Annotated in this window: 18 protein-coding genes; 14 read left to right on the forward strand and 4 right to left on the reverse strand. The window is 46.4% G+C overall.

Going from position 1 to position 22,988, the window contains the following annotated elements; all coding sequences use genetic code 11:
• Positions 1–97: 97 nt before the first annotated feature.
• Genes PSI22_RS09435 through PSI22_RS09460 form a run of 6 tightly spaced genes read left to right on the forward strand, consistent with a single transcriptional unit; the run spans position 98 to position 7,664 of the window.
• Positions 98–1,309 (forward strand): aspartate aminotransferase family protein, encoded by a 1,212-nt coding sequence (locus PSI22_RS09435; protein WP_273579522.1) that lies wholly within the window; start codon positions 98–100, stop codon positions 1,307–1,309.
• A 20-nt stretch (positions 1,310–1,329) separates the two neighbouring features.
• A complete protein-coding gene (gene astA / locus PSI22_RS09440) occupies positions 1,330–2,376 on the forward strand; it encodes an arginine N-succinyltransferase (RefSeq protein WP_273579523.1) in 1,047 nt (348 codons plus the stop codon).
• Positions 2,373–3,851: a succinylglutamate-semialdehyde dehydrogenase gene (astD, locus tag PSI22_RS09445; protein ID WP_273579524.1), complete on the forward strand. Its 1,479-nt coding sequence runs from the start codon at positions 2,373–2,375 to the stop codon at positions 3,849–3,851. Before astA ends, astD begins: the two co-directional genes overlap by 4 nt.
• A gap of 36 nt (positions 3,852–3,887) precedes the next feature.
• Entirely contained in the window at positions 3,888–5,231 is a 1,344-nt protein-coding gene (gene astB / locus PSI22_RS09450) for an N-succinylarginine dihydrolase (RefSeq protein WP_273579525.1), read from the forward strand.
• Positions 5,232–5,243: 12 nt separating this feature from the next.
• Positions 5,244–6,218 carry a succinylglutamate desuccinylase gene (astE, locus tag PSI22_RS09455; RefSeq protein ID WP_273579526.1) on the forward strand — a complete coding sequence of 325 codons (975 nt, stop codon included), beginning with the start codon at positions 5,244–5,246 and terminating at the stop codon, positions 6,216–6,218.
• Positions 6,219–6,239: 21 nt separating this feature from the next.
• Complete coding sequence (locus PSI22_RS09460; RefSeq protein WP_273579527.1) at positions 6,240–7,664, forward strand: amino acid permease; 1,425 nt, start codon at positions 6,240–6,242, stop codon at positions 7,662–7,664.
• Positions 7,665–7,863: 199 nt separating this feature from the next.
• Here the strand turns inward: PSI22_RS09460 and pta are convergent, their stop codons facing one another.
• Together pta and ackA are read right to left on the reverse strand one after the other, a co-directional pair.
• Entirely contained in the window at positions 7,864–10,008 is a 2,145-nt protein-coding gene (gene pta / locus PSI22_RS09465; protein WP_273579528.1) for a phosphate acetyltransferase, read from the reverse strand.
• A gap of 162 nt (positions 10,009–10,170) precedes the next feature.
• The gene (ackA, locus tag PSI22_RS09470; protein WP_273579529.1) at positions 10,171–11,373 is read right to left on the reverse strand and encodes an acetate kinase; all 1,203 of its coding nucleotides are present in this window, start codon (positions 11,371–11,373) and stop codon (positions 10,171–10,173) included.
• Between the two features lie 264 nt (positions 11,374–11,637).
• Here ackA and yfbV point away from each other — a divergent pair, with 264 nt between their 5' ends.
• The 4 genes from yfbV (at position 11,638) to PSI22_RS09490 (ending at position 15,425) form a co-directional block, all read left to right on the forward strand.
• Positions 11,638–12,093: a terminus macrodomain insulation protein YfbV gene (gene yfbV, locus PSI22_RS09475; protein WP_273579530.1), complete on the forward strand. Its 456-nt coding sequence runs from the start codon at positions 11,638–11,640 to the stop codon at positions 12,091–12,093.
• Positions 12,094–12,242: 149 nt separating this feature from the next.
• Positions 12,243–12,737, forward strand: coding sequence for a YfbU family protein (locus PSI22_RS09480; RefSeq protein ID WP_038192969.1), 495 nt, complete (start codon positions 12,243–12,245; stop codon positions 12,735–12,737).
• Positions 12,738–12,758: 21 nt separating this feature from the next.
• On the forward strand, positions 12,759–13,433 hold the full coding sequence (locus tag PSI22_RS09485) for a sugar phosphatase (protein ID WP_273579531.1): 675 nt from the start codon (positions 12,759–12,761) through the stop codon (positions 13,431–13,433).
• Between the two features lie 162 nt (positions 13,434–13,595).
• Positions 13,596–15,425 (forward strand): SLC13 family permease, encoded by a 1,830-nt coding sequence (locus tag PSI22_RS09490; protein WP_273579532.1) that lies wholly within the window; start codon positions 13,596–13,598, stop codon positions 15,423–15,425.
• Positions 15,426–15,510: 85 nt separating this feature from the next.
• On the opposite strand, the gene yfbR is transcribed toward PSI22_RS09490, so the two are convergent.
• Positions 15,511–16,092, reverse strand: coding sequence for a 5'-deoxynucleotidase (yfbR, locus tag PSI22_RS09495; protein ID WP_038246894.1), 582 nt, complete (start codon positions 16,090–16,092; stop codon positions 15,511–15,513).
• A 187-nt stretch (positions 16,093–16,279) separates the two neighbouring features.
• The gene (locus PSI22_RS09500; RefSeq protein WP_273579533.1) at positions 16,280–17,494 is read right to left on the reverse strand and encodes a pyridoxal phosphate-dependent aminotransferase; all 1,215 of its coding nucleotides are present in this window, start codon (positions 17,492–17,494) and stop codon (positions 16,280–16,282) included.
• An 812-nt stretch (positions 17,495–18,306) separates the two neighbouring features.
• On the opposite strand from PSI22_RS09500, the gene hexA reads away from it, so the two are divergent.
• The 4 genes from hexA (at position 18,307) to nuoC (ending at position 22,987) form a co-directional block, all read left to right on the forward strand.
• Positions 18,307–19,263 (forward strand): transcriptional regulator HexA, encoded by a 957-nt coding sequence (hexA, locus tag PSI22_RS09505; RefSeq protein WP_273579534.1) that lies wholly within the window; start codon positions 18,307–18,309, stop codon positions 19,261–19,263.
• A 710-nt stretch (positions 19,264–19,973) separates the two neighbouring features.
• Positions 19,974–20,417: an NADH-quinone oxidoreductase subunit A gene (locus PSI22_RS09510; protein WP_038192980.1), complete on the forward strand. Its 444-nt coding sequence runs from the start codon at positions 19,974–19,976 to the stop codon at positions 20,415–20,417.
• 15 nt (positions 20,418–20,432) lie between these two features.
• The gene (locus PSI22_RS09515; protein WP_038190638.1) at positions 20,433–21,107 is read left to right on the forward strand and encodes a NuoB/complex I 20 kDa subunit family protein; all 675 of its coding nucleotides are present in this window, start codon (positions 20,433–20,435) and stop codon (positions 21,105–21,107) included.
• 80 nt (positions 21,108–21,187) lie between these two features.
• Positions 21,188–22,987, forward strand: a complete 1,800-nt coding sequence (gene nuoC, locus PSI22_RS09520; RefSeq protein ID WP_273579535.1) for an NADH-quinone oxidoreductase subunit C/D — start codon at positions 21,188–21,190, stop codon at positions 22,985–22,987.
• Position 22,988: the final 1 nt, after the last annotated feature.

The following is a 22,988-nucleotide window of genomic DNA, read 5'->3' on the forward strand; positions in this document are numbered from 1 at the left end:
ATAGAAAATATGAGTAATTCTATTAATTAAAAAATTACATTTCATGGTATATCAATTCATTCTTATTTTAGTTATTTACTTTTTTGAGGAAAAATAAATGTCAAACACGATTCAGAGAAGCTGGTTTGATCAGTATATGGTCCCTTGTTTTTCACCGGCTCAATTTATTCCTGTCCGAGCTAAAGGCTCTCGTGTATGGGATCAGGAAGGGAAAGAGTACGTTGATTTTGCTGGTGGTATCGCGGTGAATTCATTGGGACATGCTAATGATGAGTTAAAGAAAGTATTAGCTTCTCAAATAGAAAGTATGTGGCATGTTGGTAATGGTTATACGAATGAGCCCGTTTTGAAACTGGCAAAAATACTTGTCGAAAATACCTTTGCTGATAAGGTTTTTTTCTGTAATTCGGGTGCTGAAGCGAATGAAGCCGCACTAAAGATTGCGAGAAAATATGCTTTAGATAAATATGGCAGTCATAAGAACGAAATCATTTCATTCGAAAATTCCTTCCACGGTAGAACATTATTTACCGTGACTGTGGGCGGCCAACCCAAATATTCACAAGATTTCGCACCATTGCCGCAACAAATTAGCCATCTTCCCTATAACGATATTGACGCTATCAAAGCTCATATTTCGGAAAATACTTGTGCTGTGATTGTGGAACCTATCATTGGTGAAGGCGGTGTTATTCCTGCTGATCCTGCCTTTTTGAAAGCCTTGCGGGAACTGTGTGACCAACATCAGGCGTTGTTGATTTTTGATGAAATTCAAACAGGAGTCGGCCGGACAGGGTATTTTTATGCTTACGAAGAAACAGGTGTTGAGCCAGATATCCTGACTAGCGCCAAAGGCCTTGGTGGAGGCTTCCCTATCGGAGCCATGCTGGTTAAACAGTCTATAGCAGAAGTTTTCCAGCCGGGTTCACACGGTACAACATTCGGCGGTAATCCGCTGGCGGCGGCGGTTGCCAATCAGGTAGTTGCTTTAGTCAACCAACCGGAATTTCTGGAGGGAGTACAAGAGCGCCATCATGAATTCATCAAGCGTATGTCAGACCTGAACCAACGTTATCACGTGTTCAGTGAATTACGTGGAAAAGGCTTGCTGCTGGGAGCCGAACTGGAGAAAAAATATCAGGGTAAGGCTAAAACCCTGAGCAATATCGCTGCGGAAGAGGGGTTGATTGCCTTGATTGCCGGTCCAAATGTGTTGCGTTTTGCCCCTGCGTTAAATATCGAAGAGCAGGACATCAATGACGGTTTCGCCCGTCTTGAAAACGCCCTCAAGCGATTTGTTCAGGAATAATACAGGTTTGAGGTGATATCATGATGCTATTTAGATCCGTTCAACATCAAGATTTAGGGGATATTCTCGATCTTTCGTCCCGTGCTGGCGTTGGTCTGACATCGCTGCCACACAATCAGGAATACCTGACGGCACGGATTTCACGCAGCATTGATTCATTTAACGATGTAAAGGGACGAGCACAGCAGGGATTCCTATTTACTCTGGAAGATACGGAGAAGCATCGTGTTGTTGGTGTTAGTGCACTGGAAGTTGCGGTAGGGCTGGAAGAGGCATTCTATAATTTCCGTTTACAGCGGTCGGTGCGTGCATCCCGTGAACTGGGCGTTTACAACACATTTGAAACGCTTATGGTGGGGCAGGATTATACGGGGTGCAGTGAGTTATGTACGTTGTTCCTCGACCCTGATTATCAGGGGGGAGGTAATGGTGTTTTCCTTTCCAGAAGCCGCTTCCTGTTTATTTCGGCATTCAGGCATCTCTTTCCAAAATCTATTTTTGCGGAAATGCGTGGGGTGGTGGATCTACAGGGAGAATCCCCGTTTTGGAATGCCCTTGGGCAACACTTTTTCAATATCCCTTTCGCTCAGGCCGATTACTTGACCGGCATTGGTATAAGAACGTTTATTGCGGAATTGATGCCATTCCATCCCATTTATGTACCACTACTGCCGGAAGATGCGCAGAAAGCCATCGGTCAGGTGCATGAGAATACCGTACCCGCTCGCGCCATCTTAGAAAAAGAAGGTTTCTTCTATAACGATGGGGTCGATATTTTTGATGCAGGCGCCATCTTGCAAGCAGAAATTGATAATGTGCGTTCGATCAAGGCAAGTCGGCTTGCCTATGTCAAAAAAAGCGAAAAGGTCTCCCGACAGAGTGGTGGGGTGCCGTGTATTGTTTCCAATGTGCATTTTCAGGACTTTAGGGCTCTGCTCCTGAATATCCCTGATCCGTTTAGTCATGATGAACTGCAACTGACTCCTGCGGAGATGGAAGTGCTCCATGTGGATGAGGGGGATGCTGTGCGCTTTATTTCTCTTTTTTCTGAGGGATCTTCACAATGAATCATCAAGCAAATTATATCGGTAGTGAGTGGGTGGCAGGGCAAGGCGAACCCGTCATCAAATATTCTCCTCTTGATCAGCGGATTCTATGGCAGGCAAACAGTGCTTCTGCCAGTCAAGTGAATGACGCTTGTCAATCTGCTCGCAGGGCGTTCCCGGCATGGGCGAAACTGACGGCTGAAAAACGCATAGCCATTATTCAGGTGTTTGCTGATTTACTCACACAGGAAAAAGAGGCCATTGCCCGTGTGATCAGCGAAGAAACCAGTAAGCCTTTGTGGGAAACAAGGACAGAAGTTCAGTCTATGATCGGTAAAGTTGCTATTTCCATTGAAGCATGGCAACAGCGGACTGGCTATTCAGAAACGCCTATGCCAGATGGCAAGGCGATATTGCAGCACCGTCCCCACGGTGTGATGGCAGTTTTCGGCCCTTATAATTTCCCCGGCCATTTACCTAACGGCCATATTGTTCCGGCGTTGATTGCCGGTAATACACTGGTATTTAAGCCAAGTGAATTGACGCCCATGACGGCGGAAAAAACCGTGCAATTATGGATCAAAGCGGGGTTGCCTGCGGGGGTGTTGAATCTGGTTCAAGGGGGAAGAGAAACAGGCGGTGCATTGTTGGATAGCCGTGAAATTGATGGTGTGTTGTTTACCGGCAGTGCAGCGACAGGTTTTCATTTCCACCGCGTGCTTGCGGGTCAGCCTGAAAAAATGCTGGCGCTGGAAATGGGCGGCAACAATGCTCTGATTGTGGATGATTATGACGATCTTGAGGCCGCGGTTTACACCATCATCCAATCTGCGTTTATTTCTGCTGGGCAACGTTGTACCTGTGCCCGCAGGCTGCTGGTGAAACGTGGAGATAAGGGGGATGCTCTGATTCAACGGCTACTTGATACCGCAGGTCAGATTATTCCATCTCGCTGGGATGCCGATCCCCAACCGTTTATAGGCGGGGTGATCTCGTTGCCCGCAGTAGAAAATCTGCTGGATGCTCAGTCACGATTGCAGACATTGGGCGGGGTTTCGCTGCTGACTATGACTCAACCTAATCCTGACTCAACGTTCATGACACCCGGCATTATCGATCTGACCGATGCCAAAGAGGTTCCTGACGAAGAATATTTCGGGCCTCTGCTAACCTTGAAGCGTTATGACACTTTTGAGGAAGCTATCTCCATCGCAAATGATACGCGCTTTGGTCTTGCAACGGGGTTGATTTCGCCGGATGCCACTCTATTCGAGCATTTATTGCAGGAAGCGAGGGCAGGGATTGTGAATTGGAACAAGCCGTTGACTGGCGCCTCCAGCGCTGCCCCGTTCGGTGGCATTGGTGCATCGGGTAATCATCGTGCCAGTGCGTACTATGCCGCAGATTATTGTGCTTGGCCAATGGCATCTCTGACGGCAGACAGGCTGGTTTTGCCTGATGCACCTGCGCCGGGTCTGGATTTTTTCCGTTCTTGATTTTTGTCACTAATAGCTTAGAGAGCAGAGGTAATTATGTCGGGAATTGAAGCAAATTTTGATGGACTGGTGGGGATGACACATCATTACGCCGGGCTGTCAATGGGGAATGAAGCCTCGATGACCCATCGGGGGCAACAGTCCAATCCCCGCAAAGCCGCGCTTCAGGGATTGATGAAAATGAAGTCGCTGTCTGATATGGGGCTGGTTCAGGGGGTTCTGCCCCCGCAGCAGCGTCCTAATCTTCCTGCACTGCGGCAGTTGGGTTTTACTGGCAGTGATGAGCAGGTATTAAGCAAAGCTGCACGGTATTCACCCTTGTTGCTGTCTAATCTCAGTTCCGCTTCTTCCATGTGGACAGCAAATGCAGCAACGGTTTCACCTTCTGCTGACAGTGCTGATCAACGAGTCCATTTTACGGTGGCGAACCTGAATAACAAACTGCATCGTTCATTGGAAAGTACAGTCACCGCGCGAGTGCTGGAAGCCGTCTTTCCTGATCAGGCTTGTTTTGCCCATCATGATCCTTTACCTCAACATGGTGATTGGGGAGATGAAGGTGCGGCAAACCATAATCGTTTCTGCGGCGAATATGGTGAAGCGGGTGTGCAGCTATTTGTGTATGGCCGCAGTGTGTTACAGGAAGGCGCGGCCCCTAAACGCTATCCGGCAAGGCAGACATTGGAAGCCAGCCAGGCGGTCGCTCGTCTGCACCAACTTGAGGCCGCTCAAACGGTATTTGCCCAGCAGAACCCTGTCGCTATTGATAGCGGGGTGTTTCATAACGACGTGATCGCTGTCAGTAACCGCAATGTTTTTTTCCATCATCAGCAGGCACTGGTGAATCAGCAGTCCGTATTAGCTGAACTTGAGGAAAAAATGGCGCGGCTTGGGCAAAAATTGATTGCGGTTGAAGTCCCTTCATCACAAGTGACGCTTCAGGATGCGGTTGGATCCTATCTTTTTAACAGTCAGTTATTGAGCCAACCTAATGGCGATATGATGCTGATCTTGCCAGAAGAGTGTCGCCAGAATGTTAATGTCTGGGCATATTTGCAGGCTTTGGTTGCTGGTGCTGATTCCCCTATTAAGAAACTCCACTTTTTTGATTTACGGGAAAGTATGCGTAATGGCGGAGGCCCTGCCTGCCTGCGGTTGCGCGTCGTCTTGAAAGAACAGGAGTTAGCGGCGGTGAATCAGGCTGCTCTGATGACGCCGGAACTGTATCAACGCCTGACCTCTTGGATTGAACGGTATTATCGCGATTCCCTGTATACCGCAGATTTGGTTGACCCCCAATTGCTGAGTGAAGTCTATTTTGCCCTTGATGAACTGACCCAGATTCTCAAGCTCGGTTCGATCTATGAGTTTCAGCGTTAATCAGGAGAAAAAATGGATTTATTGACCTTATTACTTGAAAAGAAACTTGAGAAGGCTCTGCATTTCCCTCCTGCTTTAAAAGCCTCATGGCTGGCGGAGGGAGTATTGCAGTTGCTGCCACAGGAGAGCAAAGCGGATACGTTGATTCTTTCCGTCGGTATCCACGGTAATGAAACCGCGCCCGTGGAGATCCTGATTCAGTTAGTGTCGCAACTGGCTCAGGGAAGCCTACCGTTGCAGCACAACCTTCTGCTGATTTTTGGCAATGTCCCCGCCATGCGTGAAAATAAGCGTTATATTGATAATGATCTCAATCGCATGTTTGGTGGTCGCCACCAGAATTTTCCTTTAGGGAATGAATCGAAACGAGCGATGGAGCTGGAAGCGGTTGTTCGCCAGTTCTTTCGTGAGCCAGCGGTTATGGCGTCAACACGGCGCTGGCATCTTGATCTGCATACGGCGATTCGCGGTTCCTGCCATGAACAGTTTGCCTTGCTGCCGTTTCAGGCGCGTGAATATGCATCTGATTTCCTACAGTGGCTGGAGGGGAGCGATATTGACGCTCTGGTCTTCCATAACGCAGCAGGCGGGACGTTCAGTCACTTTACCAGTGAACATTTCAACGTAGAGAGTTGTACGATGGAGGTGGGTAAAGCGCGTTCTTTTGGGCAGAACGACCTGAGCAGATTCAATAATATTACGGTGGCATTACGCGATGTCGTGGCGGGTTCGTTTTCGATTAAACGGGAAAAGCCGGCAATGAAGCGTTACCGTGTAATCGATGCGATTATCAAACAAGGGGACAGTTTTCGGCTCCATATTCCTGAGGATACGAAAAACTTCACTGCGCTGCCGGACGGGTTCGAAATTGCCAGCCAGCAGAATCAGTTCTGGAAAATCACTTCTCCTGCAAACTTTATTCTATTTCCCAACGCTCATGTTGCCATTGGGCAGCGTGCGGGTCTATTGCTGGTGCAATTAACGTAAAGAAGCCGATGGAGGTTATCGATGACGAGAACGGTAAAAACACCTGTGGAGCAATCCGCAGGTGCGCAGAAACTTCACCGCGGATTAGGCAAACGTCATGTTCAATTAATTGCTATTGGAGGAGCTATTGGTACAGGGTTGTTTATGGGAACGGGAAAAACCATTGCCGTGTCAGGCACTTCAATAATCCTGACTTACCTGCTGATCGGTTTTTTTGCTTTCATGGTCATGCGGGCAATGGGAGAACTGTTGCTCACAAAATTGGATTACCGGACCTTTGCTGATTTTGTAGCGGATTATCTCGGCGAGAAAGCCAGTTATTTTCTTGGCTGGACATACTGGATGAGCTGGGTAGTCAGCTGTATTGCGGATGTTGTAGTGTGTGGTGGCTATATCCAATATTGGTTTCCTGATGTTTCACTCTGGTTCACGGCTCTGTCACTTTTGGGGCTGATATGTTTGAGTAACTTCTTTTCGGTAAGGTTATTCGGCGAAACTGAATTCTGGTTCGCTATGATCAAAGTCGTGGCAATCGTCGCACTGATTATCGTGGGTGTCGGCATGGTGTTTGTCGGATGGACATCGCCTAATGGTGTGACAGCGTCTGTTCGTCATCTGACCGATCCTGAAGTGTTCTTGCCGAACGGGATGTTTGGGTTTCTGGCCGGCTTTCAGATTGCCATTTTCTCTTTTACTGGCATTGAGCTGGTTGGCACCGTGACTGCGGAAACTAAAGAACCAGAAAAAGTCTTACCGAAAGCCATCAACACTATTCCCATCAGGATCATCATTTTCTATGTGCTTTCTATTATGTGCATTATTGCCGTAACTTCGTGGCAGAATATTTCCCCTGAAGTCAGCCCGTTTGTGACGCTGTTTGCGTTGGCTGGGTTGCCTGCGGCGGCGGCAGTGATTAATTTCGTGGCTCTGACTTCGGCGATGTCCTCGGCTAACAGTGGCTTATACGCGTGTACCCGGATGCTGTATGGCTTGTCCACAGAAAAGCTGGCGCATGGTAAATTCGCGCAACTTTCAGTGAGCAGTGCAGTTCCCATCTTCAGTTTGATATTTTCTGTTATCTGCATGGCAAGCGGGGTATTCCTGTTGTTCATTGTTCCCAACGTGATGAAATTATTTACCATTGTCTCAACGGTGGCGGCTATTATGGTCATTTATAGCTGGGCAATGATATTGATTGCTTATCTGGCTTACCGTAAAAAACGCCCTGATCTGCATAAAATTTCCATCTATAAAATGCCTATGGGCATACCAATGACATGGTGTACCTTGATCTTTTTTGCCTTCACGGTAGTGATTATGGTGTTTGACTACGATACCCGCGTTGCATTATATGGCACACCCATATGGTTTGTGATATTGGAAGTTTTGTGGCGTATGCGGAAAAATCGAAAGCAACGTGTAATAGAAGAAAGAGTGGCAAATTAATCTATAGTTAATTAAATGGAGCAAAGGGATTTATATTGGTCTTTAATATTATGGTTTTTATAAAAAGGCTTATCGAATATTTAATTGATTATTACTATAAAAAAATAACCCCAGCCAAAAAGAATGGGGTTATTTTACCTGTCTCAGTTATCTCATCATGTTTCTCACAATCAGATAAAACGACTCAAGAAATAGAAAATTACGCATTTTCTTGTTGAGCCGCCTGAATCGCAGTTAGTGCAACGGTATAAACGATATCGTCAACCAATGCGCCACGGGACAGGTCGTTAACTGGCTTGCGCATTCCTTGCAGCATTGGCCCGATGGAAACCAGATCCGCAGAACGCTGCACTGCTTTATAAGTGGTGTTACCGGTGTTCAGGTCTGGGAAAATGAACACGGTAGCCTGACCCGCCACTGGCGAATTTGGTGCCTTGGATTTTGCTACGTCTGCCATGATAGCGGCGTCGTACTGCAATGGACCATCGATGATCAGATCCGGACGTTTTTCCTGTGCCAGACGCGTCGCTTCGCGAACTTTCTCTACATCGCTGCCCGCGCCAGAGTTACCCGTGGAGTAGGAGATCATCGCAACGCGAGGATCGATGCCGAATGCTTTGGCTGAATCCGCAGATTGGATGGCGATTTCAGACAGTTGCTCTGCGGTTGGATCCGGGTTAATCGCACAGTCGCCGTAAACCAGTACTTGTTCTGGCAGCAGCATGAAGAAGACAGAAGAAACCAGTGAACTGTTTGGTGCCGTCTTAATTAACTGCAACGGTGGGCGAATGGTGTTTGCCGTGGTGTGAACTGCACCGGAAACCAGACCGTCAACTTCGCCTTGTTCCAGCATCAGCGTACCCAGAACAACGTTGTCTTCCAGTTGCTCACGTGCCACAACTTCGGTCATGCCTTTACTTTTACGCAATTCAACCAGACGCGGAACGTAACGTTCGCGCACAGCGGCTGGATTAACAAGTTCAATGCCCGCGCCCAGTTCAACACCTTGAGCCGCAGCGACACGGCGGATTTCTTCCGGATCACCCAGCAGGATACATTCCGCAATGCCACGTTCAGCACAGATAGCCGCTGCTTTGACCGTACGTGGCTCGTCGCCTTCTGGCAGAACGATACGTTTGCCAGCCTGACGTGCCAATTCGGTCAGTTGATAACGGAATGCAGGTGGAGATAAACGGTTTGGACGCTCAGAAGTTGCTGCCAGAGAATCGATCCACTCGCTGCTGATGTGCTGTGCAACGTAGTCTTGCAGTTTTTCGATACGCTCGTGATCATCCGCAGGAACTTCCAGGCTGAAGCTTTGCAGGTTCAGGGAAGTCTGCCAGGTGTTGGTTTTCACGGTGAAAACCGGCAGGCCAGTGCTGAATGCGCGTTCGCACAGTTCACGGATAGAATCATCAATCGCGTAGCCGCCGGTCAGCAGAACTGCACCTACGTCAACACCATTCATTGCGGCCAGACATGCCGTGATCAGCACGTCAGGACGGTCAGCAGAAGTGACCAGCAGGGAACCCGGACGGAAGTATTCCAGCATGTTAGGAATGCTGCGAGCACAGAAAGTCACCGATTTAATACGACGGCTCTGAATGGCACCTTCGTTGATAATGTCTGCTTTCAGGTGTTTCGCCATGTCGATTGCACGGGTTGCGATCAGGTCGAAACTCCACGGAATGCAACCGAGAATAGGTAGTGGGCTGTTTTTGAATACGGTTTTTGGATCGATGTAGGCAACGGTCGCTTTGGAGGCTTCGTCGAAGATTTCTGACAAATCCGGGCGAGTACGGCCTTGATCATCAACAGGTGCATTCAGTTTGTTAACAATCACACCGATGATATTCTGGTTTTTGATACCACCGTATTCTGCGCGGCTCAGTTCAATCTGCTCTTTCAGCTGTTCTGGAGAATGAGTGCCCAGTGCAGTGACAAATACAATTTCCGCATTCAGCGTTTTGGCAATTTCATAGTTCAGGGATTGGGCAAATGGGTGCTTGCGAGTTGGCACCAGACCTTCAATCAGAACCACTTCAGCGTCTTTGGTGTTTGCGTGGTAACGAGCTACGATTTCTTCCATCAACACATCTTTCTTATTGGTGGTCAGCAGGGATTCCACATGTGCCATCTCCAGTGGTTCAGCAGCGTGAATGCTGGAGTGAGAACGGATGATAGATGTGGTTTGATCCTGAGAACCATTATGACGTGGTTGTGCGATAGGTTTGAAAACATTCAGGCGAACGCCTTTTTGCTCCATGGAGCGAATTACGCCCAGGCTGACACTGGTTAAACCAACGCTGGTGCCAGTAGGGATCAACATAATTATACGGGACACAGAAACCTCTTTAACGATTGCTCGTCAGTCAATCAACGTGACTCAATGCTATATGAATAGATGAAAAATGAGTCAACGCAATAGATATCAATGAAATATTAATCAATGCATTCGTGAATAGAGAACCGCCAGCAATGCTGGCGGTTCTTGAAATCATGTGACTTATGCGGTCAGGCGCGCTGCATCCTGAGCGATCACCAATTCTTCATTGGTTGGGATCACCAGAGCAGGACGGCTGTTATCAGTAGTGATAACGCCAGATTTGCCGAATCGGGCTGCAATATTACGCTCGTGATCATATTCGAAGCCCAGCAGAGCGACTTTTTTCACTGCCAGTTCACGAACCAGTGAGGAGTTTTCACCGATGCCGCCAGTGAAGATAATCGCATCCAGACGGCCTTCCATCAGTGCACTGTATGCGCCGATGTATTTCGCCAGACGGTGGCAGTAAACGTCCATTGCACGTTTAGCATCAGTTTTGGTTTCGTAGTTATCTTCTACATAACGGCAGTCGCTGGTGACTTCAGTCAGACCCAGGAAGCCAGATTCTTTAGTCAGCAGAGTATTGATCTGATCAATGCTCATGCCCATTGCATCGTGCAGGTGGAATACGATAGCAGGATCGATGTCACCACTACGAGTCCCCATCACCAGACCTTCCAGTGGAGTCAGGCCCATGGAAGTGTCAACACACTGACCGTTAACAATAGCAGAAACAGAACCACCATTGCCCAGATGGCAGGTGATGACGTTCAGCTCTTCCACTGGCTTGTTCAGCATTTTGGCAGCTTCACGAGTAACGTAGAAGTGGCTGGTGCCATGTGCGCCGTAACGACGGATGCCATGCTCTTTGTACAAGTTGTATGGCAGAGCGTACAGGTACGCTTCTTCAGGCATAGTCTGGTGGAATGCAGTGTCAAATACTGCAATGTTTTTCTCAACCAGATGAGGGAACCCTTTTTTCGCTTCTGCGATACCAATCAGGTGAGCAGGATTGTGCAGTGGTGCGAATGGGATAGCAGCTTCAATACCTTGGATCACTTCATCAGTGATAACAACGGAAGAAGTGAACTTTTCACCGCCGTGAACGATACGATGGCCGATGGCTGAAATTTGCGCAGAAAGTTCTGGCTTTTCAGACAAAATAGTATTAACAATGAAGTTCAGTGCTTCACTGTGTGCTGCGCCGGCACCTAAAGCAGCTTCGTTTTTCGCGCCATCCATTTTCCATTTAATACGGGCTTCAGGCAGGGTAAAGCACTCTGCTAAACCAGAAAGATATTCTTCACCATTGGCAGGATTGATGATAGCGAATTTCAGGGAGGAGCTACCGCAGTTAAGAACCAGTACCAGCTTACTTGACATGGAAATACCTATTATCTTGTTGTGATCTAATCTTGAATAAGAATAATGTTAAAAAATGAAATAATCTGTTAACAAACTGAACCAACGTGTTGCGAAAAAGGGCAATTTTTCTGTTTTGCTACTGCAACAACATAAAAGTCTGTGTAGGATACCGTTTGCTAGCAATAAAGACAAAATATACTTAATAGTATTAATACTACAAAAAAGATTTTATCTGTTGTAGGGATTTTTTAAAAATTATACCTTTAATTGATTGAGGTCATGATGAATACGACGCCACCTGTCAACCAAGGTTGGTTTAAGAGAGTACAATTAGGGCAGCAATATTTGAAAACGTGGCCGCTGGAAAAACAGCTCGCGCCGGTTTTCCCTGAAAATCGCATTATCAGAGCGACCCGGTTTGGCATTCGTTTTATGCCGCCGCTGGCGATTTTTACCTTGACGTGGCAAATTGCATTGGGTGGGCAATTGGGGCCATCTGTCGCAACTGCGCTGTTTGCCTGTAGTTTGCCGTTGCAGGGATTATGGTGGTTGGGAAAACGTGCAGCAACGCCTTTACCAGAAGGGCTGCTGAAATGGTTTTATGAAATTCGTGAGAAATTTGCCGAAGCGGGGATTGCCATGATGCCTGTGGAAAGCACACCAACCTACTTCTCGCTGGCTGAACTGCTTAAACGGGCATTCAAGCAATTAGATAATGCTTTCCTTGATGATATTTGAACCGTCAGATTCCCGCCCTGACGGTTGCTGAATCAATTAACTGATAAACCCCCTTTCAGATCAATAAATGGTTGTTTTGCGCTACTCATAAAAAATGGGTAGTGCGATGATGTGGTCAAGATAGATCCTTCTCTTTAAGGAATTCCACAATGGAAATGACCCATGCACAACGCCTAATTCTCTCTAATCAATACAAAATCATGTCCATGCTGGAGCCTGAACATACGGAACGCTATCGTCGTTACCAGACCGTCATCGAACGGGGCTTTGGGTTACAATTGCGTGAATTAGATCGTGATTTTGGTGAATTATCTGAAGAGACTTGTCGCCTTATTGTCAATATCATGGAAATGTATCATGCGCTGCATGTTTCATGGAGCAACCTGAAAGACAAGCAGGAGCTGGATGAGCGTCGCATGGTATTCTTGGGCTTTGATGCAGCCACTGAGCCGCACTATCTTGCCTATGTTCGTTTCATGGTGAATACAGAAGGGCGCTATACTCATTTTGATTCCGGCAGTCATGGGTTTAACTCGCAGACGCCGATGTGGGATAAGTATCAGCGCATGTTGGCGTTATGGCTGTCCTGTCCTCGCCAATATCACCTGAGCACCGTTGAGATATGTCAGATTATTAACGCATGATTGAGTTTGGAGGGGTTGGGTGTGGTACTGAAATGCAGAGGTTTCTTATTCGATCTGGATGGTACGTTGATTGATTCATTACCGGTAGTTGAACGTGCATGGTGCCAGTTTGCAGATAAAATGAGCATCGATAGAGATGAAGTGTTGAGTTTTGTTCATGGTACTCCGGCCATGATATCACTACGTCATTTTATGCCTGATGCAAGTGAAGAGGAGATCAATCGCACTTTTAAGTGGATTGAAAAAATCGAATCAGAAGATACAGAAGGAGTTACTGCCTTACCCGGTGCGGTTGCGCTGATTGATAAACTCAATGCGCTGGACATTCCGTGGGCGATAGTAACTTCGTGTACGGTTCCCCTTGCTTCTGTCCGCCATAAAGTGGCGGAGTTGCCTGAACCCGCTCATTGGGTGACTGCTGAGAGTGTCAATAATGGGAAACCGAACCCTGAGCCTTATCTGCTGGGAGCCAGTATGCTGGGGCTGCCGCCAGAGGAGTGTGTGGTTTTTGAAGATGCTGCTGCTGGTATTCATGCTGGTTTGGATGCCGGCTGTCAGGTGGTGGTTGTCCATAATTTGCCGGGTATTCCACGTCGTGATGAACTTCATCTTGTGCTCAATAATCTGGAAGACATTGAAATTAGCAAATCTGGCGGCTATGTAACAATTTATGCCTCAAATGAGGAAAATTGTTGATCTTAACGAGGGATTTATCCTGAGAAAAATGGTCTACTTACGCGCTTAATGCCTATACCGATAGGCTCTTGATAACGCCCAATCTGCCTATCGGCAGATTGGTATTGCTGATGGGATATTCCTTAAGGTATAGCTGATTAGATACTGTTGATAGAGGCCATATTGAATAGCGAACTGTTGTGGGTATTGACCCTGCTATTAGTAGCCATTGTTCTTTTCACCACCAATAAAGTCAGAATGGATGTTGTGGCGTTATTGGTGATCATCGCATTTGTCCTGAGTGGCACGCTCTCCCTGAATGAAGCTACTATCGGTTTCAGTGATCCGAATGTCTTGTTGATTGCTGCTCTGTTTGTCATTGGCGAAGGGCTGGTGAGGACAGGTGTTGCCTACCAGATGGGGGATTGGCTGGTTCGTGTTGCCGGTAGCAGTGAGACCAAAATGCTGGCTCTGCTGATGCTGTCAGTTGCCGGGCTGGGGGCTTTCATGAGCTCCACGGGGGTTGTGGCTATCTTTATTCCTGTTGTCCTGAGTGTCGCCGCTAGAATGAAAACCTCTCCAGGCCGGCTGATGATGCCGTTGGGCTTTGCTGGCTTGATCAGTGGCATGATGACGCTGGTCGCAACACCACCCAATATGGTGGTCAATAGTGAATTGGTGCGTGAAGGTCTGCGGGGCTTTGACTTTTTTTCCATTACGCCGATAGGTATTTTAGTGTTGCTGGCGGGAATTGTTTACATGCTTGTTACCCGTCGTTGGCTAGGTGTGAAAACGCCTCAGAAACTGGACGAACGTTACCATCGTACGTTCCGTGACTTGATCCGCGACTATAAATTAGCTGGCCGTGCCCGCCGTCTTGCTATCCGCGAAGGTTCCCCATTGATTGGCCGTGCTCTGGATGAATTGAGTCTGCGCGCCCACTATGGTGCCAATGTGATTGGTATTGAACGCTGGAGGAAGTTTCGTCGGGTGATGGTAGCGGCCACCGGCGAAACCGAGTTACATCAGCAGGATGTGCTGCTGGTGGATATGTCCGATAGCGATGTGGATCTGCGAGAATTTTGCAGTGAGCAACGATTAGAGCCGATGATATTGCGTGGGGAATATTTTTCGGAACAGTCCCGTGATGTGGGAATGGCCGAAGTTTCTGTGATCCCTGAATCAGAACTATTGGGGAAATCGTTGCGTGATATGAAATTTCGCACACGTTATGGTCTCAACGTGGTGGGGATTCGTCGTAGCGGTAAAGCCATTGTTGACAAATTAGTCGATGAACCTGTACACCTTGGTGATACCTTACTGGTGATTGGCGATTGGAAACTGATTCGTGCATTGAAAACCAAAACACCTGATTTCATTGTGTTGAACCTGCCCGTTGAAGTAGAAAGTGCCGCTCCCGCAGCATCACAGGCGCCTCATGCTCTGTTTTGCCTTGCCCTGATGGTGGCGATGATGCTGACCAATGAAATTCCCAATTTTGTTGCTGCCTTGATTGCCTGCCTGCTGATGGGAAAATTTCGCTGTATCGATATGGAAAGCGCCTATCGCGCCATTCACTGGCCGAGCATCATTTTAATTGTCGGGATGATGCCTTTTGCTCTGGCACTACAGAAAACGGGTGGTATTGATTTAATTGTCAAAGGTTTGATGGATATTGCCGGCAACATGGGGCCAAGGGTGATGCTGTTGTGCCTGTTTGTACTTTGTGCGCTTATCGGCTTGTTTATCTCCAATACAGCGACTGCCGTATTGATGGCACCGATTGCTATTGCTGCGGCGAAACAGATGTCTGTTTCACCCTTGCCCTTTGCGATGATTATTGGTGTTGCGGCTTCGGCTGCGTTTATGACACCTGTTTCATCTCCCGTTAATACGCTGATACTGGGGCCTGGTGGATATCGATTTGCTGATTTCCTGAAACTCGGCGTACCTTTTACGCTGATCGTTATGGGGATTAGTGTGGCGATGATCCCGATACTTTTTCCATTCTGATCTTTTTCCCAATCAACTGTTTCAGGGATTTCAGTTGGCTAAGTTTAAATAGTGCAGCTTCCGCATCAAGGAAGCTGCATTGTGGTTACAGGCTGATTTCATCAAGGGAAAGACTGAAACTTGGCACAAACACTGTCAGAAAATAATCCATCTCTTCACTGTGGCGTTCGGCCAATGTTTTTTCCAAGCGTGATTTGGCCTGATTGAATTCAGCGTTGCCAGCCGATAGTTCCTCCAGACATTTCAAATAAGCACATAACGCATCGGCCTGTTTGACAATGGCAGTTTCTTCATCCGTGTGAAGCTGATCATCCAAAATAGAGCGAAAATCATCCTGTAATTCAGAAGGCAGCATAGCCAATAATTTATGTTGGGCGATTTTTTCTATTTTTTTATATTCGTGGGCAATTTGGGGATTGTAATATTTAATTGGGGTAGGCAGATCTCCGGTGATGACTTCGCTGGCATCATGGTACATGGCCAGCAGGGCGATCCGTTCGGCATTGATACTGCCGTTGAATTTACGGTTTTTGATCACTGCCAGTGCGTGGGCGACAAAAGCGACTTGCAAACTGTGCTCTGAAACATTTTCTGTACGCACATTTCGCATGAGAGGCCAGCGATTGATCAACTTCAGGCGAGATAACTGGGCGAAAAAATGACTCATAATTTTCTCTTGCTGCGGGACAATGTGATTAATTGTGGGCGGAGCCAGGATGGAAGTAAACCCATTAGGAGCCAAAATAAGTTCTGAAAGGCAACTGGAATCTGTACTGAATGAGGATGTGGGGATATGTGCGGCATAGGGATATTAGAGCCGTTTAGGCTCTAATATTCACGCAGGATGGTTATGCTTATTGACGATAATTGCCGATAAAGCGAGCAAATTTCTCAATCGCTATTTGCAAATCAGTAGTATGTGGCAGTGTGACAATACGGAAATGGTCAGGTTCTGGCCAGTTGAATGCCGTACCTTGAACCAGCAGCACTTTTTCCTGTAATAACAGATCCAGCACCATTTTCTGATCGTCATGGACATTGAAACGTTTGGTGTCTATTTTCGGGAACATATACAGGGCGCCCATGGGTTTCACGCAGGAAACACCTGGGATCTGATTAATCAATTCCCATGCGCGATTACGCTGTTCATAGAGGCGGCCACCCGGAAAAATAAACTCACTGATGCTCTGATAGCCCCCCAAAGCCGTTTGAATGGCGTGCTGCATTGGGACGTTGGCGCAAAGACGCATGGATGCCAGCATTTCCAGCCCTTCAATATAACCTTTTGCCTGTTTTTTCGGGCCATTCAGTACCATCCAGCCTTGACGGAAACCCGCAACGCGATAGGTTTTTGACAGGCCATTAAAGGTAACGGTAAAGAGATCGGGTGCCAGTGCCGCGATGGAATGGTGCTGGGCATCATCGTACAGAATTTTGTCGTAAATCTCATCGGCGAAAATAGTCAAATTATGCTGACGGGCAATTTCCACGATTTCCAGTAGCAGCTCTTTGCTATATACCGCTCCCGTTGGGTTGTTCGGGTTAATAATGACAATCCCCCGGGTACGCGGGGTGATTTTACGGCGAATGTCATCTAAATCAGGGAACCAGCCTTGTTGTTCATCACATAGGTAATGAACAGCCTTGCCGCTGGAAAGTGATACCGCTGCTGTCCAGAGAGGATAATCCGGCGCAGGCACCAGCATTTCATCCCCAGTATTGAGCAGAGCTTGCATGGATTGAACGATCAGCTCAGAAACACCGTTACCAATAAAGATATCTTCAACGGTAATATCCAGCATATTTCTGGCTTGATAATGCTGCATTATCGCCTTACGCGCGGAGTACAGCCCTTTCGAATCAGAGTAGCCCTGAGCGGTTGAAAGATTGCGAATAACATCGACCAAAATTTCATCGGGTGCTTCGAAGCCAAATGGCGCCGGATTACCAATATTTAATTTCAGTATCTTATTGCCTTCTTCTTCAAGTCGCTTGGCTTCTTTGAGGGTATTACCCCGGATGTCGTAGCAGACATTATCTAATTTGCTGGATTTATTAATGGAAAACATAGAGTGCCTTAACCTCGTGGCAAGAAGTGGGTTTTACCTGGCATACAAAGTGTGGTGATTAAAGTGTAATGATCAATGTACTCCTCTCAGTCTGTATTTTGAAGATGCTTTGATATCTTTGGTGAAAACGGTTGTTTTAAAGACTAATGTATAAGTTTGCCCTCTAAAAATGCGTATTTTATTGGTGTTTTATTCTTATTTTTTATTTATTTTTGGTTTTTTATTTTAAGTAATGGCGTGTTTTTAGTTGGTTGAATAAGGAATAGGTAATTTAATGATGAATTTTTAGTCTGCAACATTAAAGGCAACTCGAATTGTCAATAAAAGTAAGAAGATTTGTATAATGTATTCTTATAATTTATCTTTACTGACGTAAAGTTAATTAAGGTTTTTATCACATGATACTTTTACAATGTTTTTGAATTTTTACCCGTAACATTTTCAGGTCTTTTCAATGAAAAAGTTAAACCATTAAGAATATTAATATTTTTGGGTTGAGATAAATTTTCTTCATTCAGTTACGCTATTCTTTGAGGTAAGTCAGAAAAAGGATATTTGTACTGGAAATTGGTGATTATGTGATGTAAATAGAGTTTTATCTCCGCTTTAATTTGGAGATTGCATAAATTTTGTTAAGAAAGGAGAAATTAAAACCCATGATTATATAGATAGTAAAAAAAAAAGCAGTAAACCTTTGCCCTCTTTAATAGAGTAGAGTAATGTCACAATCGGTATTATTTTATTTGATACTGCTGAAGTAAAAACACCAGGTTAGTTAGTAATTAAAATCAAAAAAAAGTGATGAATAAACAATGATAAATGCAAATCGTCAGATAATAAACCTCGATCTCGATCTGCTAAGAACTTTTGTTGCCGTTGCTGACTTAAATACTTTTGCAGCCGCAGCAGCAGCAGTTTGTAGAACGCAATCGGCTGTGAGTCAGCAAATGCAACGTCTGGAGCATCTTGTGGGGAGAGAATTGTTTGCTCGCCACGGACGTAACAAGCTCCTGACTGAACATGGGCTTCAACTTCTTGGTTATGCACGTCAGATTTTGCGTGCCAATGACGATGCTACTGCATCATTGACGTACAATGATGCTGACGGTGAATTAAGAATAGGGGCATCTGATGATACTGTTGATACCCTTCTTCCTTTCCTGTTAAATCGCATTGCTTCTGTCTATCCACGCATGGCTGTTGATGTGCGAATCAAACGCACTCAGTTTATTGAAAGCATGCTGGATAACCATGAAATTGATTTGGCATTGACCACAGCAAAAATTAATCACCATCCAAAAACGGCTCTGCGCTCTTCGCCTGTATTATGGCACTGTGCGCCTGATTTTCAGTTGCAGACGAACGAAGCTGTACCGTTGGTTGTAATGGATGAAACCAACCCATTCCGTCAGATCGCGCTGGATACGCTGGATACGGCCGGTATTTCATGGCGTATTGCTTATGAAGCGGCTTCCCTATCAGCTGTTCGGGCAGCTGTGAATGCTGAAGTTGGCATTACTGCCCGCCCTCTGGAAATGCAGAATGCAGATCTAAGAATTTTGGGGGAAAGTGAAGGGCTGCCACGCCTGCCAGAAATACAATTCTTCTTGTATCGAAACAGTAACGAACAGAATGAATCTGTCCTAACTGTTTTTGATGCGATAGAAAATAAGAAAACACCTTATACCGTAACTACTGTCGAAGCTGATGAAACCGACGAGATTGATGAATCAGTTGAAATATCCTCTGTTGAAAATATAGACGAGTAAGTATTACGTGTTTTATAGGCTAATATTTCCATTTTATTTGTGGAGATATTAGCCTGTTTCTAAACTGTTATTAATAATTCTTTCAGGTTTTCGTTTCCATTTCTGATATTTCCCTCCAAAAATATGCCCTATTAATTTTCCTATCTCTTTCGAATTTTAGTTAAAGGAATGTTGTTTTGTTAACAACTTTCATTTTTCTAAATTGATAAAATAAATTCGCTCTTGGAAATAGTTGCTAGATTGCGGTTCTACAGTCCTTTTTAGAAATAATTTATTAAGGATTGAATGAATTACATTCAAGTGTTGAATATTTTTCAATGAAATTGTGCACTCGATCATAAAAATACTCTGAGTAGTGCGGTGGAAAGACAGGTTTTTCCTGAGATAATAGTGTAGTAAAGTCGAGTTATCGGTTAAACTAGTTATGGCGCGTTGGTGGTTTTTTACTCGACTGACACGTTTTAGCGATATATAAGCACAATCTGTTAATTAATGGTTTTTTGTTTGTAAATAAATAGGTAGTCGCTTTTGCCATGCGGGCAAAATATTGTTTAGAGGAATAAAAACCAAGACGATTCAAGCTATTAATGATATTGATTAGCACTGTTTCATATTTGGTTGTTATCCCTTCCCATGAATCGATGTGGTGCAACACTGCCGGCAAAAAGAGCAGATATCTTGACACCACTTTTGATGAGTAAACAACGAGTATGTCTACATCCACTGGAGTTTTTGCCCATCACTGGGCGTTTGCAGTTTTCCTGCTAGGTGCTTTTGGTCTGTGTGCGCTTATGTTATTGGGTGCATACTTCCTGGGGGGCAGGTCGAAAGGCAGAGCGAAACACATACCTTATGAATCGGGTATCGATTCTGTCGGCAGCGCCCGTCTCCGCCTGTCAGCGAAGTTTTATCTGGTCGCCATGTTTTTTGTCATCTTCGACGTTGAAGCCCTTTACTTATACGCATGGTCAGTTTCTATCAAAGAAAGTGGCTGGCTGGGTTTTGCCGAAGCAAGTATTTTCATTTTGGTGTTATTGGCAGGCTTGGTTTATCTGGCTCGCATTGGAGCACTGAACTGGACTCCTGCGCGCTCACAACGTCAAGTCAGTAAACCCAGTGCTGACATTCATACCAACAACAGTCATATGCAGTAATAGCGAGGCATAAAGATGGATTATACGCTCACCCGCATAGATCCGAACGGTGAGAATGACCGTTATCCCCTGCAAAAACAGGAACTTGTCAATGATCCCCTAGAGCAGCATGTTCACCGCAGTGTCTATATGGGCAAACTGGAACATGCTTTGCATGACATGGTGAACTGGGGAAGAAAGAATTCCCTATGGCCTTATAACTTCGGACTTTCCTGTTGTTATGTAGAAATGGTCACGTCATTTACTGCCGTTCATGATGTTGCGCGTTTCGGCGCGGAAGTATTGCGGGCATCTCCACGTCAGGCCGACTTCATGGTGATTTCAGGAACCTGCTTCGTCAAAATGGCTCCCGTTATTCAACGTTTGTATGACCAGCTGCTTGAGCCAAAATGGGTAATTTCCATGGGTGCCTGTGCAAACTCCGGCGGTATGTACGATATTTATTCTGTCGTTCAAGGGGTCGATAAATTTATCCCTGTTGATGTTTATATTCCGGGCTGTCCTCCCCGCCCCGAAGCCTATATGCAGGCACTGCTGCTGTTGCAGGAGTCTATAGGCAAAGAGCGCCGCCCTCTATCATGGGTTGTCGGCGATCAGGGGGTTTACCGCGCCAATATGCAATCAGAAAGAGAACGGAAGCGCGGTGAACGTATTGCAGTGAAAAACCTGCGTACCCCAGACGAAATTTAAGGCTTTTAGCCATATAGCGTACGTAACCAGAGCAATGTGTTGCGATCACAATAAACCCTGATCAAGCGTTGTGGTGAAGAATGATGACAGATCAGATAGCGCAAGAAAGCGCACTGCCTGCTTGGGAAACACGGGATCACCTTGATGATCCGGTCGTAAGCGAGCTTAATCGTCAATTTGGCCCGGATGCCTTTTCCGTCCAGCCTACCCGTACCGGTATGCCGGTTGTCTGGGTTAGGCGAGAACAATTACTGGCAGTAATAACGTTCCTGAAAAAATTGCCCAAACCTTATGTCATGCTGTTTGATCTGCATGGTGTCGATGAGCGTCAGCGCTCTCACCGACAGGGGCTTCCTGCGGCAGACTTTTCGGTGTTTTATCACTTGATTTCCATTGAGCGTAATCGTGACATCATGCTGAAAGTCGCACTCAATGAAAAAGACTTGAATGTCCCAACCGTCACGTCAATTTACTCTAATGCTAATTGGTATGAGCGTGAAACGTGGGAGATGTTCGGGATTACATTCAATGGTCATCCGAATTTGCGTCGCATCCTGATGCCGGATACATGGGAAGGACACCCGCTGCGCAAGGAATATTCCGCACGCGCTACGGAATTTGACCCTTTCATGTTGACCAAGCAGAAAGAAGATCTGGAAATGGAAGCACTGACTTTCAAACCAGAAGAGTGGGGCATGAAACGTGGTACCGAAAATGAGGATTTTATGTTCCTCAACCTCGGCCCTAACCATCCTTCAGCTCACGGCGCATTCCGCATTGTTCTTCAGCTTGATGGCGAAGAAATCATTGATTGTGTTCCCGATATTGGCTACCACCACCGTGGTGCGGAAAAAATGGGTGAACGTCAGTCATGGCACAGTTATATCCCTTACACTGATCGTGTCGAGTATTTGGGAGGATGTGTCAACGAAATGCCGTACGTGCTGGCCGTTGAGAAGCTGGCTGGCATTGATGTGCCTGATCGCGTGAAAACCATCCGCGTCATGCTGTCTGAGCTATTTCGCATTAACAGTCATCTGCTCTATATCAGTACATTCATTCAAGACGTTGGCGCAATGTCTCCAGTGTTCTTCGCCTTTACAGACCGTCAGAAAGTTTACGATGTCGTCGAGGCGATTACCGGATTCCGTATGCATCCAGCATGGTTCCGTATTGGTGGTGTTGCCCATGACTTGCCCCGCGGCTGGGATAAACTGCTGCGAGACCTGCTTGACTGGTTGCCAAAACGTTTGAACTCCTATGTCAAAGCGGCACTGAAAAACAGTGTTCTGAAAGGGCGTTCTGTAGGCGTAGCTTCTTATAACTCCAAGCAGGCATTGGACTGGGGAGTGACAGGTGCAGGTCTGCGTGCAACCGGAATCGGCTTTGACGTGCGTAAATGGCGTCCTTATTCCGGCTATGAAAACTTCGATTTTGAAGTGCCAACAGGTTACAACGGCGACTGTTACGACCGTGTCATGCTGAAAGTGGAAGAGATCCGCCAGAGCATGCGCATCCTTGAGCAGTGTCTCAAGAATATGCCAGAAGGCCCGTTCAAGGCTGATCACCCGCTGACCACGCCGCCACCCAGAGAGCGTACCCTGCAACACATCGAAACCATGATCAACCACTTCCTGCAAGTGTCATGGGGGCCGGTCATGCCTGCCAATGAATCATTCCAGATGATTGAAGCAACCAAGGGTATCAACAGTTATTACCTGACCAGTGATGGTAACACCATGAGTTACCGTACCCGCATCCGTACACCGAGTTTTGCTCACTTGCAGCAGATCCCATCGGTGATCCGCGGCAGTCTGGTTTCTGACCTGATCGTTTATCTGGGCAGTATCGATTTTGTTATGTCTGATGTGGATCGCTAAC

The organism is Xenorhabdus aichiensis, assembly GCF_028598775.1.
GTDB classification, from domain to species: Bacteria; Pseudomonadota; Gammaproteobacteria; order Enterobacterales; family Enterobacteriaceae; genus Xenorhabdus; species Xenorhabdus bovienii.

Coding starts and splice junctions, on each gene's coding strand:
- astB (WP_273579525.1), top strand. CDS start 3,888: ATGTCGGGAATTGAAGCAAATTTTGATGGACTGGTGGGGATGACACAT.
- PSI22_RS09460 (WP_273579527.1), top strand. CDS start 6,240: ATGACGAGAACGGTAAAAACACCTGTGGAGCAATCCGCAGGTGCGCAG.
- PSI22_RS09510 (WP_038192980.1), top strand. CDS start 19,974: ATGTCTACATCCACTGGAGTTTTTGCCCATCACTGGGCGTTTGCAGTT.
- astA (WP_273579523.1), top strand. CDS start 1,330: ATGATGCTATTTAGATCCGTTCAACATCAAGATTTAGGGGATATTCTC.
- PSI22_RS09500 (WP_273579533.1), bottom strand. CDS start 17,494: ATGTTTTCCATTAATAAATCCAGCAAATTAGATAATGTCTGCTACGAC.
- PSI22_RS09515 (WP_038190638.1), top strand. CDS start 20,433: ATGGATTATACGCTCACCCGCATAGATCCGAACGGTGAGAATGACCGT.
- yfbV (WP_273579530.1), top strand. CDS start 11,638: ATGAATACGACGCCACCTGTCAACCAAGGTTGGTTTAAGAGAGTACAA.
- astE (WP_273579526.1), top strand. CDS start 5,244: ATGGATTTATTGACCTTATTACTTGAAAAGAAACTTGAGAAGGCTCTG.
- yfbR (WP_038246894.1), bottom strand. CDS start 16,092: ATGAGTCATTTTTTCGCCCAGTTATCTCGCCTGAAGTTGATCAATCGC.
- PSI22_RS09435 (WP_273579522.1), top strand. CDS start 98: ATGTCAAACACGATTCAGAGAAGCTGGTTTGATCAGTATATGGTCCCT.
- ackA (WP_273579529.1), bottom strand. CDS start 11,373: ATGTCAAGTAAGCTGGTACTGGTTCTTAACTGCGGTAGCTCCTCCCTG.
- PSI22_RS09480 (WP_038192969.1), top strand. CDS start 12,243: ATGGAAATGACCCATGCACAACGCCTAATTCTCTCTAATCAATACAAA.
- nuoC (WP_273579535.1), top strand. CDS start 21,188: ATGATGACAGATCAGATAGCGCAAGAAAGCGCACTGCCTGCTTGGGAA.
- hexA (WP_273579534.1), top strand. CDS start 18,307: ATGATAAATGCAAATCGTCAGATAATAAACCTCGATCTCGATCTGCTA.
- astD (WP_273579524.1), top strand. CDS start 2,373: ATGAATCATCAAGCAAATTATATCGGTAGTGAGTGGGTGGCAGGGCAA.